This is a genomic window from Mesorhizobium sp. M00.F.Ca.ET.216.01.1.1 (assembly GCF_004010325.2).
Classification (GTDB): Bacteria; Pseudomonadota; Alphaproteobacteria; order Rhizobiales; family Rhizobiaceae; genus Mesorhizobium.
Genome location: NZ_SADR02000022.1, coordinates 102707 through 118434 on the forward strand (window position 1 = coordinate 102707; position 15728 = coordinate 118434).

Annotated in this window: 16 protein-coding genes; 11 read left to right on the forward strand and 5 right to left on the reverse strand. The window is 63.4% G+C overall.

The window, feature by feature from the left end; translation table 11 throughout:
- Positions 1 to 12: 12 nt before the first annotated feature.
- From EN859_RS25595 to EN859_RS25620, 6 genes are all read left to right on the forward strand, one after another.
- Positions 13 to 1029 (forward strand): polyprenyl synthetase family protein, encoded by a 1017-nt coding sequence (locus tag EN859_RS25595; protein ID WP_127855275.1) that lies wholly within the window; start codon positions 13 to 15, stop codon positions 1027 to 1029.
- A 120-nt stretch (positions 1030 to 1149) separates the two neighbouring features.
- Positions 1150 to 1830, forward strand: coding sequence for a GntR family transcriptional regulator (locus EN859_RS25600; protein WP_127855274.1), 681 nt, complete (start codon positions 1150 to 1152; stop codon positions 1828 to 1830).
- A 60-nt stretch (positions 1831 to 1890) separates the two neighbouring features.
- A complete protein-coding gene (locus tag EN859_RS25605; RefSeq protein ID WP_127855273.1) occupies positions 1891 to 2301 on the forward strand; it encodes a hypothetical protein in 411 nt (136 codons plus the stop codon).
- Positions 2302 to 2639: 338 nt separating this feature from the next.
- On the forward strand, positions 2640 to 3233 hold the full coding sequence (locus tag EN859_RS25610) for a biotin transporter BioY (RefSeq protein ID WP_127855272.1): 594 nt from the start codon (positions 2640 to 2642) through the stop codon (positions 3231 to 3233).
- Positions 3230 to 3673, forward strand: a complete 444-nt coding sequence (locus tag EN859_RS25615) for a DUF1284 domain-containing protein (protein ID WP_127855271.1) — start codon at positions 3230 to 3232, stop codon at positions 3671 to 3673. The genes EN859_RS25610 and EN859_RS25615 overlap by 4 nt, the downstream gene beginning before the upstream one ends.
- Positions 3674 to 3930: 257 nt before the next feature.
- On the forward strand, positions 3931 to 5706 hold the full coding sequence (locus EN859_RS25620) for a tetratricopeptide repeat protein (protein WP_127855270.1): 1776 nt from the start codon (positions 3931 to 3933) through the stop codon (positions 5704 to 5706).
- A 57-nt stretch (positions 5707 to 5763) separates the two neighbouring features.
- On the opposite strand, the gene EN859_RS25625 is transcribed toward EN859_RS25620, so the two are convergent.
- Positions 5764 to 6255 (reverse strand): GNAT family N-acetyltransferase, encoded by a 492-nt coding sequence (locus EN859_RS25625; protein ID WP_127855269.1) that lies wholly within the window; start codon positions 6253 to 6255, stop codon positions 5764 to 5766.
- Positions 6256 to 6472: 217 nt separating this feature from the next.
- Between EN859_RS25625 and EN859_RS25630 the strand changes: the two genes are divergently transcribed.
- On the forward strand, positions 6473 to 7429 hold the full coding sequence (locus EN859_RS25630) for a glycine--tRNA ligase subunit alpha (RefSeq protein ID WP_189502239.1): 957 nt from the start codon (positions 6473 to 6475) through the stop codon (positions 7427 to 7429).
- 91 nt (positions 7430 to 7520) lie between these two features.
- Here EN859_RS25630 and EN859_RS25635 read toward each other — a convergent pair whose 3' ends face one another.
- Positions 7521 to 7703 carry a hypothetical protein gene (locus tag EN859_RS25635; RefSeq protein ID WP_127855267.1) on the reverse strand — a complete coding sequence of 61 codons (183 nt, stop codon included), beginning with the start codon at positions 7701 to 7703 and terminating at the stop codon, positions 7521 to 7523.
- 227 nt (positions 7704 to 7930) lie between these two features.
- Between EN859_RS25635 and glyS the strand changes: the two genes are divergently transcribed.
- On the forward strand, positions 7931 to 10417 hold the full coding sequence (gene glyS, locus EN859_RS25640) for a glycine--tRNA ligase subunit beta (protein WP_127855266.1): 2487 nt from the start codon (positions 7931 to 7933) through the stop codon (positions 10415 to 10417).
- 56 nt (positions 10418 to 10473) lie between these two features.
- Here the strand turns inward: glyS and EN859_RS25645 are convergent, their stop codons facing one another.
- Together EN859_RS25645 and EN859_RS25650 are read right to left on the reverse strand one after the other, a co-directional pair.
- Complete coding sequence (locus EN859_RS25645; RefSeq protein ID WP_127855265.1) at positions 10474 to 10863, reverse strand: hypothetical protein; 390 nt, start codon at positions 10861 to 10863, stop codon at positions 10474 to 10476.
- Positions 10864 to 10937: 74 nt separating this feature from the next.
- The gene (locus tag EN859_RS25650) at positions 10938 to 11399 is read right to left on the reverse strand and encodes a hypothetical protein (protein ID WP_127855264.1); all 462 of its coding nucleotides are present in this window, start codon (positions 11397 to 11399) and stop codon (positions 10938 to 10940) included.
- 160 nt (positions 11400 to 11559) lie between these two features.
- Between EN859_RS25650 and EN859_RS25655 the strand changes: the two genes are divergently transcribed.
- The 3 genes from EN859_RS25655 (at position 11560) to EN859_RS25665 (ending at position 14727) form a co-directional block, all read left to right on the forward strand.
- Positions 11560 to 12534: an L-threonylcarbamoyladenylate synthase gene (locus tag EN859_RS25655; protein ID WP_245525704.1), complete on the forward strand. Its 975-nt coding sequence runs from the start codon at positions 11560 to 11562 to the stop codon at positions 12532 to 12534.
- Positions 12535 to 12543: 9 nt separating this feature from the next.
- Positions 12544 to 13974: an FAD-binding oxidoreductase gene (locus EN859_RS25660; RefSeq protein ID WP_127855262.1), complete on the forward strand. Its 1431-nt coding sequence runs from the start codon at positions 12544 to 12546 to the stop codon at positions 13972 to 13974.
- A 186-nt stretch (positions 13975 to 14160) separates the two neighbouring features.
- Entirely contained in the window at positions 14161 to 14727 is a 567-nt protein-coding gene (locus EN859_RS25665) for a DUF6101 family protein (protein WP_127855261.1), read from the forward strand.
- On the opposite strand, the gene ubiA is transcribed toward EN859_RS25665, so the two are convergent.
- Positions 14728 to 15711 (reverse strand): 4-hydroxybenzoate octaprenyltransferase, encoded by a 984-nt coding sequence (gene ubiA / locus EN859_RS25670; protein WP_127855260.1) that lies wholly within the window; start codon positions 15709 to 15711, stop codon positions 14728 to 14730.
- Between the last annotated feature and the right edge of the window lie 17 nt (positions 15712 to 15728).

The following is a 15728-nucleotide window of genomic DNA, read 5'->3' on the forward strand; positions in this document are numbered from 1 at the left end:
GGAGTGTTTGTGGTGGGTGTCGTTCTCAACATCGAAAACGGAAAGCGGGATGCCGCCTCCATCAAGGATCTGATCGATCTGACGGCGGCCGACATGGGGCGGGTCAACGAATTGATCCTGTCGAAGGCCGGCTCCGACGTCGAGATGATCCCCGAGGTCGCCAACCACCTGATCTCGTCGGGCGGCAAGCGGCTGCGGCCGATGCTGACGCTCGCCGCCGCGCAGATGTTCGGCTATTCCGGCGAGGGTCACGTCAAGCTCGCCACGTCAGTCGAATTCATGCACACGGCCACCCTCCTCCACGACGATGTCGTCGACGAGAGCGGCATGCGGCGCGGCAAGAAGACCGCGCGCATGATCTGGGGCAACCAGGCAAGCGTGCTGGTCGGCGATTTCCTGCTCGGCCAGGCCTTTCGCATGATGGTCGATGTCGGTTCGCTGGAGGCACTAGACATCCTGTCAAGCGCGGCTTCGATCATCGCCGAGGGCGAGGTTATGCAGCTTGCCGCAGCCAAGAACCTGGAAACCACCGAGGACGAGCATTTCGCGGTGATCAAGGCCAAGACCGCGGCGCTGTTTTCGGCCGCCGCCGAGGTCGGTCCGGTTATCGCGCTGGCGACGCGCAACGATCGCGCCGCGCTGCGCTCCTACGGCATGAACCTCGGCCTTGCCTTCCAGCTGATCGACGATGTGCTGGACTACGGCGGCTCGAGCAAGGAACTGGGCAAGAATGTCGGCGACGATTTCCGCGAAGGCAAGGTGACGCTGCCGGTGATCCTCGCCTACCGGCGCGGCACCAAGGCCGAACGCACTTTCTGGAAGCGCGCCATCGAGGACAATATCGCCGACGACGCCGGCCTGGAAAAGGCGATCGGGCTGATGACGCACCATGGGGCAATCGCCGACACCATCGGGCGTGCCCGCCATTTCGGCGAGATCGCCCGCGATGCGTTGGCGCCGCTCGAGGCGACGCCGCAGAAATCGGCGCTGATCGACGTCATCGATTTCTGCATCAGCCGGGTGAACTGAGGTCCGGCCAGCGGCAAGCTCGGCGCCGAATGCCCTGACGACGTTTCCGGCGCGAACCCGCCGCGAAATCGTGTAACGGTCGTCTCGACAATTGGCCGCCGCGCAAATTATCTATAAAATATGGTCGGAAAAGAATCCAAGGGCACAGACGACACTATCGCCGTCCGTATCAGCAAGGTGCTGGCGGATCGCATCATATCGGGCGCCATCGAGCCGGGAGCCCGGCTGCGGCAGGATCATATCGCCGAGGAATTCCACACCAGCCATGTTCCCGTACGCGAGGCCTTCCGTCGTCTGGAGGCGCAAGGGTTGGCGATCGGCGAGCCGCGTCGTGGCGTCCGCGTCGCCGCCTTCGATCTCGGCGAGGTCAGGGAGGTCGCCGAAATGCGGGCGGCGCTCGAAGTGCTGGCGCTGCGCCATGCCGCGCCGCATCTGACGGCGGCCATTCTCGATCTCGCCGAGGAGGCGACCAAGGCCGGCGACAAATCCCGCGATGTCCGCTCATGGGAGGAAGCCAACCGCACCTTCCACCGGCTGATCCTTGCGCCCTGCGGCATGCCGCGTCTTCTCGCCACCATCGACGACCTGCACGCGGCGAGTGCCCGCTTCCTGTTCGCGGCCTGGCGCTCGGAATGGGAAATCCGCACCGATCAGGATCACCGGGCGATCCTGAGCGCGCTCCGGCAAGGCAATACCGAATCGGCCGCCGCCACCCTTGGCCGGCATGTGCAATGGATCGGCCAGAAGCCGGTCAAGACCGCTTCAGGCAGGACCCGGGAAGCCTTCGCCATCGTCGGCTAGACCGGGCGAGCCCGGGCAGGCGGCGAAATGACGGTGATCCTCATTTGAGGGCAGGACAGCATGGCGTTCGCGATCAAAGCCGAGGTCAGTGATCCGCCTGCGGAAACCTTCGCGTTCACGGCTCAAAAGACGATGTATGGCGGCAAGCATATTGCCGAAGGCGACACGGTTTTCATATTCGCGAGCGAGAACGAGGGTGGGCAAGGCCTGATTGCGCGCGGCGTCGTCACATCAGCCGAGGCGGTCGCCAGGAGGCCCGGCATCGTCAGGCAGACGCCGCGCGTGAGCCTCTCCATCAGCCGCACCGCGCTCGCCAAGCGACCGCTGGGACGCAGCCAACTCAAACATCTCACCGACTGGAATGACGGCCAGCCCGGGACCGAGCTCAATTTCAAATTCTATCGTCAGGCAACGAACAAGATCGTCGGCATTTCGGATCAAGCGGCGGCATTCCTCAGTGGATTCTTCTAGGGCCTCGGTGAAGTGATTTTGGCAGGTCGGAAGCTTGTCGGCAGGAAACTCTCAAACCTTCGAGATTGGCCGAAGCTTTTCAGCTTCGTCGTCTTGCGCCGCTCCATTCTTCGGCTGGCATTACGGCATGGATCCCACGGTCTGCGCTCCGCTTCGCGTTCGCTCCGCCCTGGGATAACGAAGTCATGAAGGCTTCCGCCAACCGCAAATGTCCCCAATGCCGAAGCGCTCCCAAGTAATTTCCGGCGCGAGGGGTTGCCATCCCTGGCAAAATATGGATTCGATAATAGATCGAATGCAAAAATTATCTATAATTTCAACCAAGCTAGGAAATATCCGTGACAGACATCGCACTTACGTCCTCCAAGAGGTCTTTCAGCCCGCTGAGGCTGCACACCCGCTCCCTCGGCTGGCAGGCCGGAGCCGTTGTCCTCGGCACGCTGTTGCTGGCGCTGTCATCCTACATCGAAGTCCCAATGGTGCCGGTCCCAGTCACCATGCAGACCTTTGCCGTGACGCTCATCGGCGCTCTTTATGGCTGCAGGCTTGGCGCGATCACCATCACCGCATGGCTTGTCGAAGGCGCATTGGGCTTTCCGGTGCTGGCTGGAGGCGCGGCTGGCGTACAGCATTTCCTCGGCGCGACGGGTGGCTATCTCTTCGCCTTCCCGATCACCGGCGCCCTTGTCGGCTGGCTGGCCGAACGTGGCTGGAACGGCAACAGGGTCATGCTAGCCTTCGCCGCCATGCTGCTCGGCAACCTCGCCTGCCTGGTTCTCGGCACGGCGTGGCTCGCCGTCATCATCGGCGCCGAACAAGCCTTCGCCCTTGGCTTCCTGCCGTTCATCGTCGGCGGCTTGCTCAAGTCGGCGCTCGGCGCCGCAACACTCAAGCTGTTCTCCGGCAACAAGGCGGAGCCGGCCAATCCTTGACGATAAGGCTGCGCTCCCACCACCTGCTCTGCCTGCTGACCTATGTCGGCAAGGGATACAGTCCTGCGTTCACCGCCAACTACGACGTGATCGCGGAGCGTCTTGGCCGGGGCGAGGATGTCCTGATCGTTTCCGGTCCTGACGACATTTGTGCCCCGCCACTCAAAGAGCCGGAACCGCACTGCCTGCGCGAAAGCGCTGCCGAGCGGGACCGGCTTGCAGCGCGCGACGTAGGAGGTTTGCTGGCGCGGCCGATCCGCGCCGGCACCAGCCTTATCCTCGACAAGGCAATCTTGACTGAGATGCGGCGGGCCTTTTCCACAGGCCAGACCCGGAATGCCTGCCAAGGCTGCGAATGGTCCGGGCTGTGCAGTGCAGTCGCAGCGAGCGGGTATCAAGAGACCCGCGTCCAGCGGTCCGGTCAGTCGAAGCAGGGCTAGACACGCGCGACAATTTCGCGTTGCATAAATCATCATGCCGTCTTGCGAGTGCCGTCCCAGCAATAGGTCTGAGCCAACCGGTTGCGACATCCGGAACCATTCACACCCTTCTCCATATCGTTTATTAATCCCCTGACCCGATTGTGAATTCAGGCCGGATTGAAGCCTGACCCCAAAAAGGCCATGCTTTGCCCGGAAAAGATCGAGTCTATGGTGATCCCGCTGACGTGGGAGGGTGCCTGGCTGAAAGGGATACGATGCAGCAAGGACGTGCGCGCTGGCTGACAGGGCTGGCAATTGTGACGGGCATGGCGATCTCTGGTCTGCCGGCCCATGCCAAACAAACCACCGAACCGGTCAAGATCACGTCTTTCTCGGGAGCCTATCTCGCTGCCCGGACCGCTGAAAGCGACAACGACCTCGACAGCGCCATCGCCTATTACAAGCAGGCGCTCGCCTTCGATCCTGGCGACACCTCGCTGCAGCAGAGCCTGATGCTGTCGCTGATCGCGCAGGGCCGCTTCGAGGAATCGCTGGTCTATGCCGACAAGCTCAAGGAAGTTCCCGACGTCGAGCGGTTCTCGCGTCTCGCGCTGGCGGTTGATTCGTTCCACAAGAAGGATTTCTCCAAGGCAGAATACTGGCTCAAGCTTTCGCTCGAATCCGATCTCGACCGGCTCATTTCCGGCGTCATGACCGGCTGGGCCAAGGAGGGCGCCGGCGACGCCAGCGAGGCCATGGCCGCCATCGACAAGCTCCAGGGGCCGGACTGGTTCGGCTTGTTCAAATCCTTCCATCGCGCGCTGATCGCCGATGCCGCGGGCCTGCCCGACAAGGCTGATACGATTTATGCCGCGACCTTGCAGGACGCTGCCGCGGGCGGTGCTGCCCCCGAAACATGGATGCGCAATGCTGAGGCCTATGCCTCCTTCCTCGCCCGCAAGGGCGACAAGGCCAAGGCGCTTTCGGTGCTCGACCAGGCCGAGGCGTTCTCGCCGGGCAAGCTGGAAATCGCGGCACTTCGCGACAAGATCAACAAGGGCGAAAAGGTCGAGCCTTTCGTCTCCGGTCCGTCGGGCGGTGCCGCGGAAATCCTGCTCGATCTTGCCACAGCGCTCAATCGCGGCGGCGGCGAGCCGTTCGTCCGCCTCTATCTGCAATACGCCCTTGCGCTAAAGCCCGACAGTGATGCGGCGCTTGCGCAGCTTGCCGCCGTTGCCGAGCAACTGAAGGACGGCGAGGGGGCAATCGCGCTTTATCGCCGCATTCCCGAAAGCTCGCCGCTGAAGGAGCTTTCTGACCTGCAACTCGGCCTCAACCTTGCCGATCTCAACCGCAAGGACGAGGCGATCGCCCATCTGAAGGCGTTCGTCGAGGCGCACCCAAACGACATGCGCGCCTATCTGGCGCTTGGCAATGTCTACTCCTCGAAGGAGGATTTCCGCTCCGCGGCCAATCTCTACGACAAGGCGGTGGATGTGCTGAAGACCCCGGTCAGCGCCAACTGGAACATCTTCTACCAGCGCGGCATTGCCTATGAGCGCCTGAAGGAATGGCCGAAGGCCGAGCCGAATTTCCGCAAGGCGCTGGAACTGTTCCCCGACCAGCCGCAGGTTCTGAACTATCTCGGCTATTCCTGGGTCGACAAGAACATGAATCTCAAGGAAGGCCTTGAGATGATCCAGAAGGCTGTCGACCTCCGGCCAAGCGACGGCTACATCGTCGACTCGCTGGGCTGGGCCTATTTCCGCCTCGGCAGGTTCGAGGATGCGGTGCGTGAAATGGAGCGTGCTGTGTCGCTGAAGCCGGAAGACCCGGTACTGAACGACCATCTTGGCGACGCTTACTGGCGTGTCGGCCGCAAGCTGGAAGCCACCTTCCAGTGGAACCAGGCCCGCGACCTGAAGCCGGATCCCGACGTGCTCGCCGCCTTGCAGCAGAAGCTGCTGAAGGGCCTGCCGCCGATCGAATCCAACACGGCGCAGGAAACCCCGAAGGTCAAGCCCGAGCCGGTGCCCGCGCCGAAGGGATGAGCCGCGTCAGGCTGGGGTTCGCTCCGGTGTGGGGTGCGAGTTGCACCTCACATTGGATCAAAGCAGCTTTCGATAGACGACAAATCCTGAGCGCTCTCCAATCTTGTCGTAGAGCTTCATCGCCGTGTGATTGGTTTCATGCGTCAGCCAATAGACCCGGCCTGAGCCGGCAGCTTTCGCGCGGTCGTAGACGCCGTTTATGAGGGCTCTGCCGATGCCTTTGCCCCGCGAAGCTTCCGTGGTGAAAAGGTCCTGCAGATAGCAGTTCGGTCCGATCGCCGTAGTGCTGCGGTGGTAGAGGTAGTGCACCAGGCCAAGAAGTTGCCCCAGGCTGTCCGTCTTGCCCTCGGTATCTCCGTTGGCTTCCGCCACCAGCGCATGCACTGGCTCATAGGCATCGAAAAAGCGGGACCAGGTCATCTCGGTGATTTCGTTCGGCAATGCGGTTGCGCCCGACCGGCCGTAAAACGCATTGTAGCCCTCCCACAGCGGCAGCCATTGATCGAAATCTTGCCGTGTAACGGGGCGAATGGTGATCGGGCCAGACATTTTGCACCTGCTGCATTTTGCAGGTCCAGCAGACTGCAGCCGTCCTTGGTCGGCAATGGGCCAGGCATCAGCAAAGCGTTCAACATTTCTCCTGGTCGCCAGGCGGCGGAACTCGTGACGGCGAGCCTCGCCTTGACGCTTGGCGGCCAGGCATCTAGGGAGTGCCGCATCCCGCCGCTCCGTCGAGGCCGCCGTGACCGTCAACATCCCCGCCCATATGCATCCCAGCCGCTCGTTCCAGGGGCTGATCCTGACCCTGCATAACTACTGGGCGGACTATGGCTGTGTCGTCCTTCAGCCCTACGACATGGAAGTCGGTGCCGGCACCTTTCATCCGGCGACGACATTGCGCGCGCTCGGGCCAAGGCGCTGGAACGCCGCCTATGTGCAGCCCTCGCGCCGGCCCAAGGATGGGCGCTACGGTGAGAACCCGAACCGGCTGCAGCATTATTACCAGTACCAGGTGATCCTGAAGCCAAATCCGCCCAACCTGCAGGAGCTCTATCTCGGCTCGCTGGCAGCGATCGGCGTCGATCCGCTGCTGCACGACATTCGCTTCGTCGAGGACGACTGGGAAAGCCCGACCCTGGGCGCCTGGGGGCTGGGCTGGGAGTGCTGGTGCGACGGCATGGAAGTGTCGCAGTTCACTTATTTCCAGCAGGTCTGCGGCATCGAATGCGCGCCGGTGGCGGGCGAGCTCACCTACGGGCTGGAGCGACTGGCCATGTATGTGCAAGGCGTCGATAATGTCTACGACCTCAACTTCAACGGCCGCGAGGGCGGCGACAAGGTGACTTATGGCGACGTCTTCCTGCAGGCCGAGCAGGAATATTCGCGCCACAATTTCGAATTCGCCAACACCGCGATGCTGCTGCGGCATTTCGAGGATGCGGAAGCTGAGTGCAAGGCGTTGCTCGATGCGGGGCAGGACCGCGTTCCGGACGAGTACAAAGACAATCCACTCTACGGGGAGTTTGGTGTTCCAAAGCCGCACCAGATGGTGTTCCCGGCTTACGATCAGTGCATCAAGGCCAGCCATGTCTTCAACCTGCTCGACGCGCGCGGCGTGATTTCGGTCACCGAGCGGCAGAGCTACATCTTGCGGGTGCGCAACCTGGCCAAAGCCTGCGGCGAGGCGTTCCTGCTGACGCAGGCGGGTGGTCTGGCGGCCTGATGCATGTCGCCCAAAAGTGCGCGGCGGTTTTGGGCGACATGCATAAAACATCTAAAGCGCGTTCCTCGCATCTCTTCAAACGCGACGCGCTTTAGCTCAACGCGGCTTTGGTGATTTCAACGGCGGCATTGATTGGCAACAACCCCTGGCCGCTCGGGCCAGCCATTGTCCGCAACGCTTGCCTGACGCCAGGCATCGTGAACGTGCCGTGCATCTGCGCGGCAAAGCAGGCGCTGAGTGCCAGGATCTGCAGGAATGTCGATGCCGTCTTCATGGTCGTTCAGCCAAAAGCTCTCTGCCTGAGCGTGGGTCGCTTCAGCGCTGCGTTCGGTTCATGGAAATCTTTGATCCAAGGACGGGCGGGTTCGTTTCGTCCCGACAGGGCAAGCAAAATTTTCGCAAACTGGGCGAAGCCGACAATCGGCACCGTGGAAAGGGTGACAGCGGCCAGCCGAGTTGCTATGCCCCGCCCGGACCACTCTCCCGCATGAGCTGACCTCTATGCCCGACCTGCTTCTAGAACTTCGATCCGAGGAAATCCCCGCTCGCATGCAGCGCAAGGCTGCGGGCGATCTCAGGAAGATGATGACGGACGGTCTGGTCGAGGCCGGGCTGACCTACGAGGCGGCGCGTGAATATTGGACACCGCGGCGCCTCACCCTCGACATTCGCGGCCTCACCGCGCGCTCCAAGGACATTCGCGAGGAGATCAAGGGACCGTCGACGACCGCGCCGGAACAGGCGGTGCAGGGATTCCTGCGCAAGGCCGGACTTGCCTCGATTACCGACGCGCATGTCCATTCCGACCCGAAGAAGGGCGACTTCTATGTCGCCCATGTCTCGAAGCCGGGCAGGGCGGCTGAGGAGATCATCGCCGAGTTGGTGCCGGGCATCATCCGCAGCTTTCCGTGGCCGAAATCGATGCGCTGGGGGCCGGCCTCGGCGAAGCCGGGATCCTTACGCTGGGTGCGGCCGCTGCAATCCATTCTTTGTACCTTCGGTCCGGAGACCGAGGAACCGGAGGTGGTCGATTTCGAGATCGACGGCATCCGTTCGGGCAACGTCACATATGGCCACCGCTTTCACGCGCCGGGCGCAATCACCGTGCGCCGCTTCGACGATTATGTCGCCAAGCTGGAGGCTGCGAAGGTCGTGCTCGATGCCGACCGCCGCAAGGAGATCATCCTCGCTGACGCCCGCAATCTCGCCTTCGCCAGCGGGCTGGACCTGGTCGAGGACGACGGGCTGCTGGAGGAAGTGTCCGGCCTGGTCGAATGGCCTGTCGTGCTGATGGGCGAATTCGAGCAGGACTTTCTCGCCATTCCGGCCGAGGTGATCCGGCTGACCATCCGCGCCAACCAGAAGTGCTTTGTCACGCGGCCGCACGGCGCCGGCGAAGACCTTTCCAACCGCTTCATCCTCACCGCCAACATCGAGGCCAGCGACGGCGGCAAGGAGATCGCCCACGGCAACGGCAAGGTGGTACGCGCTCGTCTGTCCGACGCGCTCTATTTCTGGAAGACCGACCAGGGCGATCTGCCCGATCTCGACCAGCTGCAGGCATCGGCGGAGAAGTTCGGGCTCGATCTCGAGAAACCACTCGACCAGCGCATGGCCCGTCTCGATCATCTGAATGTGACCTTCCACGCCAAGTTGGGCTCGCAGGGTGAACGGGTGGAGCGGATCAAGCGGCTGGCCGAGGAACTGGCGCCTATCGTGGCACGTGCAATCTCCCCCCTGGAGGGGGAGATGTCGTCGAAGGCGACAGAGGGGGTCACCGATCCACGCGAGACAACCCCCTCTGACCTGCCGGCCATCTCCCCCTCAAGGGGGGAGATTCCGGCGCTGGCGCGTCGCGCCGCAGTCCTTGCCAAGGCCGATCTCACCACCGAAGTGGTCGGTGAGTTCCCGGAGCTGCAAGGCGCCATGGGCCGCAAATATGCGTTGCTGCAGGGCGAGCATCCTTCGGTCGCCGCCGCAATCGAGGAACACTACAAGCCGCAAGGCCCGTCCGACCGCGTGCCGACCGATCCGGTTTCGGTCGCCGTCGCGCTCGCCGACAAGCTCGACACGCTGGTCGGCTTCTGGGCCATCGATGAAAAGCCGACAGGGTCGAAGGACCCTTATGCGCTGAGAAGGGCGGCACTGGGTGTGATCAGGATTCTGGTCGAGAACAAAACTCGATTGAGCGTTGTCGGTGTCGCAGAATCTCATGTTCCCTCGATCCATCAGTCCATGGAAAACGTTCTCCGTAAGCTAGGTGGAAGTTTTGCAATAGGACGAGGAATGCGGGAAATTAGCGGTAAACAGGTTGGCGCTGAAGTGCTCGACCTCCTCTCCTTCTTCCACGACCGCCTGAAGGTCTATCTTCGCGAACAGGGCGCGCGGTACGATCTGATCGACGCGGTGCTGTCTGCGGGTTCGCGCCCGATCTCCCCCCTTGTGGGGGAGATGTCGGCGAAGCCGACAGAGGGGGGCGCTGTCCCGCCAACACCTCAGCGCGAGGCGCCCCCCTCTGCCCTGCCGGGCATCTCCCCCACAAGGGGGGAGATTGGCCAATCGCAAAACGACGACCTTCTGCAGATCGTGCGCCGGGTCGAGGCGCTGGGCTCGTTCCTCGACACCGAGGACGGCAAGAACCTGCTCGCCGGTACCAAGCGCGCGGCCAACATCCTGGCCGTCGAGGAGAAGAAGAAAACGATGATCGCCGACCGTGTCGAGCCGGCGCTTTTCCGCGAAGATGCGGAAAAGAAGCTGTTTGCCGCGGTGAATCAGGCCGAGAGGCAAGCCAGCGAAGCGATTCAGAACGAAGACTTTTCCGCCGCCATGCTGGCGCTTAGCGCGTTGCGTGAACCGGTTGATTCATTCTTTGAACGCGTTCTCGTTAATGATGAGGACCAGGCCGTGCGTGCCAACCGTCTGGCGCTGCTCGCTCGCATTCGCGCCGCAACCGACCAGGTCGCGGATTTCTCCAAGATCGCCGGCTGAGAAGCTGGCCTTTCGAGCCGGCTTGCAGGCCGGCGGCCATGCCGCCCCGTTCCCCGTCAGTCCTCCAGAATGCTGACGCGCACGCTGTGTGAATAGACGTCGACCTGTATCAGCGGTTCGCCGTTGACGATGGCCCGCCGTGTCGAGGCGCTCATCGAGCCGCCGCGCTCCAGCCTGCGTTGCAATCCCGCGCGCTGGTCGTTGGTCCGGAACCAGACATCATTCTCGTCGTCGCTGTCGCGCCTGTGGAACTTGTGCCAGTTGGCGCGGTCCTGCCGCACCATATCCGCGGCATTGTCCAACTCATAGCCATCGCTGGCGTGGTGATCGCGATAGGAAATGCGCGCGACATAGGACCCCAGCATTTCATCGGCATGGGCCGCATTGGTGCCCAGCAATGACGCCAGCACCAAGCCGGCGACGGTAAACGCTCTTGCCTTGCTCATGATAAACCCCTTTGCCCTGAGCGATGAAATCCGGCTCTCTGCGCTGGGCGGCGGACCAGCAGTCAAGCCTGACCCTACATCGGTTTTGCGACAGCAGGGATCGGCGTCGGCTGCGGGGCCGCCGGCTCTGGCTCGGGTGCACTGTTCGACGCTGTTGCTGTCGCCGCCGGCTTGCCATCAGCCGCCGGCGCGGCGGCAGCGGTGGCCTTGACCGGCGCAGCGGCAGGCGTGGGCGACGCGAAGGCGCCGCCGACAACGCCGCCGCGAATGATCATCGGGTTCTGCATGAAGCCGTGTTTGGGTTCGGGCTTGTCGGGGATTGCGGCGACCGTCTCATCGGTGACGTCGGGCAGCTCCTCGCCGAGCGCCATGATCGATGGACCGGCAGGTTCGGCCGAGCCTAGCCTGACGACGGACGGCGTTGTCTTTGATACGCCAAGTACGACAAGCGACGAGGCCTGTGCCCCGCCGGCCGTCGCCGCCCAGCCGGTCATCGACAGAGTGACAGCAAGCGCTGGGATACGCACCGATACCATGACAATTCCCCTTGCCCTTCAAGCCGCCACCATATCCCTGGGGAGTTGATGCCGGCTTGCGAGGAAACATAGCATTTTAGGGATTGATAAATCGCCAATGCCCGGACTTGCCCCCCGAACGTCGCCGTACTACGCACCCGGCATCTGTGAGGTGATGAGAGTGGCTGAGATACTTGCCGTCGGCGAGGCGATGGAGCGGGCGCTGGCGCTGCTCGAAGATGGCGACGTCGTCGCCATCCCGACCGAAACCGTCTACGGGCTGGCCGCCGACGCGACCAATGGTATTGGCGTGGCGCGCATTTTCGAAGCGAAAGGCCGCCCCCGCTTCAACCCGCTGATCGCCCATGTCGCCGATCTGGCGATGGCCGAGCGGCTCGCCCTGTTCGACCCACTGTCGAAAAGGCTGGCGCAAGCATTCTGGCCAGGGCCGCTGACGCTGGTGCTGCCGCAACGGCCAGGCAACGGCATTCATCCGCTGGTCACCGCCGGGCTGGATACGATTGCACTGCGCATGCCGAAGGGTTTTGGCGGCGAGCTGATTGCCAGGCTCGGCCATCCGCTGGCCGCGCCCAGTGCCAATTCCTCGGGACGGATCAGCGCCACGACAGCGCAAGCCGTGGCGGCGGATCTCGGTGAAAGGATCAAGCTCGTGGTCGATGGCGGCGCGACGGCAGTCGGGCTGGAATCGACGATCGTCAAGGTCGAAGGTGGAACACTGCGGCTGCTGAGGCCGGGCGGTATTGCCGCCGATGAGATCGAGGCAGTGGCCGGCGTGAAGCTGCTGCGCGGACAGGCAGCGGGCATCGAGGCGCCCGGCATGCTCGCCTCACATTATGCGCCGGGTGCCACAGTGCGGCTCAACGCCGGGAAAATCGCTACGGGCGAAGCCCTTCTGGCATTTGGCAGCCGCCGTGCCGAAGGCTGGCAAGGCGCGGCCGCCATGCGCAACCTGTCCGAGACCGGCGACCTGCGCGAGGCGGCGGCCAATCTGTTCTCCCATATGCAGGACCTTGATCGCAGCGGCGCGAAAGCGATCGCCGTCGAGCCGATCCCGTCCGACGGACTGGGTGAGGCGATCAACGACCGGCTTGCGCGCGCCGCCGCTCCTCGTGACAAGATCAACGCAGCACCATAGTTTCGGCCCATGAACGACGCGCCCTTTGACCTCGACCCCGCCCTCATCGACCGCTTTGCGGCTATCGTCGGCGAAAAACATGCGCTTCGCGACCAGCAGGATATCGCGCCTTACCTCACCGAGCGGCGCGGGCTGTGGCACGGCAGGACGGCGCTGGTGCTGAGGCCAGGCAGCGTCGAAGAGGTCAGCCGCATCATGCGGCTGGCGACCGAGACGGCAACGCCGGTCGTGCCGCAGAGCGGCAACACCGGGCTGGTCGGTGCCCAGGTGCCGGACAAGTCCGGGCGCGAGATCGTGCTGTCGCTGTCGCGGCTGAACCGCATCCGCGAGATCGATGTCCTGTCAAACACGGCGACCGTAGAGGCCGGCGTCATCCTGCAGACGCTGCAGGAAGCGGCTGATGCCGCCGACCGACTGTTTCCGCTGTCGCTCGCCGCGCAAGGCTCCTGCCAGATCGGCGGCAATCTGTCCTCCAATGCCGGTGGCACCGGCGTGCTTGCCTACGGCAATGCGCGCGAGCTCTGCCTCGGCGTTGAAGTGGTGCTGCCGACGGGCGAGGTGTTCGACGATTTGCGCAAGCTGAAGAAGGACAATACCGGCTACGATCTCAAGGACCTGTTCATCGGCGCGGAAGGCACGCTTGGCGTCATCACCGCCGCCGTGCTCAAGCTCTTCCCCAAGCCGAAGGGGCGCGAAGTGGCCTTTGCCGGCCTGTCGTCGCCTGAGGCGGCATTGTCCCTGTTTGGCCTGGCGATGGATCGTGCCGGGGCCGCACTCACCGCCTTCGAGCTGATCGGCCAGAGGCCCTACGACTTCACGCTCCAGCACGCGCAAGGCGTCGCACGGCCGCTAGCCGACGATTGGCCATGGTATGTGCTGATGCAGGTTTCCTCCGGCCGTTCGGCCGAGGATGCCAGGGGACTGATCGAGGACGTGCTTTCAGCCGGCCTCGAGCAAGGCATTGTCGGCGATGCGGTGATTGCGGCGAGCCTCGCTCAGGGCGATGCCTTCTGGAATTTCCGCGAGGTGCTGCCCGACGCGCAGAAGCCCGAAGGCGCCTCGATCAAGCACGATATTTCGGTACCGGTGGCGTCCATCCCGCAGTTCATCGAAAAGGCTGCAGACGCCGTCGAATTGGTCAGTCCCGGTGCGCGCGTGGTCTGCTTCGGCCACATGGGCGACGGCAATCTCCACTACAACATCTCCCGGCCAGTCGGCGGCGGAGACGAAGCGTTTCTCGGCCTCTATCACGCCATGAACAAGGCGGTGCACGATGTCGTGCGCAGCTTTCACGGTTCAATCTCTGCCGAGCACGGCATCGGCCAGTTGAAGCGCGACGAGCTGCTCGCGACGGCGCCGCCGATGGCGATCGAGCTGATGCGCAGGGTCAAGGCAGCTTTCGACCCGGCCGGGATCATGAACCCCGGTAAGGTTATCTGATCCTTTCAAGATCTTGCGTCCGGTCGCATTCCGATAACCATCGCCTGAGATCAGCAAAATTTAACCGACTTTCTTAAGCGGGGCGGTAAGAAGCCCGCGCTAATGTTTCGCCATAAACGAGGCTGGAAAAACCGGCCCGGAGAGGACCGGAAACCGGCTCTCAGGAGAAACACAGGAAGGCTTTAAATGAACACTGGACTGAAGCCAGTCTGGGCCGGGCGCAACATGCGTCTCGACCCATTCCGCCTGCCGCAGGTGGTAAGCTACGCCACGCGCGACGACTATGGCGACGTTACCTTCACCATCGATCAGCGTGGCGCCGTCATTCGCCGCACGCTCGAGATGAGCGGCGTGCCGGCGATCATCGCTCTGCCCGCAAACGCGTTTCGCGGCGTCGCCGCCCGCGCGATGGAGGATCCGGATGGCAATGTCACGGTGACCCTGGAACTTCTGCACAATGATCCGATGCTGTCGGTGCCGCTGCTGGTGGCCGACGATCTCGACGATGTCGCCGCCGACTGGCGCGCCTGGGCCGACGCCTACCGTCTGCCGATGCTTTTGATCGAAGCCGACGGCGTTGCCCGCACGCTGGAGGAATCACTCGGCGCCGCCATCAAGGCGCTGCCGCCGCAGGACCGCCGCAAGGGCCGCGTCTCGACCATGCGCCGTCCGCGTTTCCTTGCCCGCCGCAGGGCCGGCGACCTCGGACTCAGGCTGGTCATTGGCGGCCAGGAGATCATTTCGCGGGAATAACTAGACCAGCGGCTTCAGCGCTACCCATAGCGAGCCGCCGATCAGGCCGAGGAAGATCAGCCAGCCGACCTGGTTGTTCGACTTGAACAGCCGCAGGCACTGGTCGGGATCGTTGATATCCAGCCTTGCTATCTGCCGCGCCATATGGGCGCCGGCGGCGACCAGCCCTGCTAGCGCCGGCACCGGCGCTTGCGCTGAGGCGAAGGCGATGGCGAAGCAAACCAGCGCCCCGCCATAGAGCCCGACAAGCCAAGCCTTGGTGTTGTCGCCGAACAGGCGGGCGGTCGAGCGCACGCCGACGATGGCGTCGTCTTCCTTGTCCTGGTGCGCATAGATCGTGTCGTAGCCGATCACCCACAGGATCGAACCGATATAAAGCATGATCGCCGGGTCATCGAGATCGCCGAACTCCACCGCCCACCCCATCAGCGCACCCCAGGAGAAGGCAAGGCCGAGCACGAGCTGCGGCCAGTTGGTGTAGCGCTTCATGAACGGATAGATCGCGACGATGGCAAGCGAGCCGATACCGAGCGGGACGGCGAAGCTGTTGAACTGCAGGAGCACCGCCAGACCCAGCAAGGCCTGCATGGCGAGAAACACCCAGGCCTGCCGGCGCGTGACCTTGCCCGCCGGCAGCGGCCGCGAGCGCGTGCGCTCGACCTGGTTGTCGATGTCCTCGTCGACCAGGTCGTTGTAGGTACAGCCGGCGCCGCGCATGGCGATGGCGCCGATCAGGAACAGCAGCAGGTACCATGGCGCCGGCAGCAGCGTGAGCACGGGATCCGTGGGACGGGGATAGGCACTGGCGGCAAGTGCCGCCGACCACCAGCAGGGCCACAGCAGCAGTTGCCAGCCAATCGGACGGTCCCAGCGCGCAAGCTGCGCGTAGGGCCATATCAGGCGTGGCAGCGCCCGGTAGACCCAGTGGCCGCTCGGCGCGTCGGCGACGCGGCCCTGGGTTGCTTTCGATTGGACGGGTTCCATTCCTGCTGAAGTGGCAG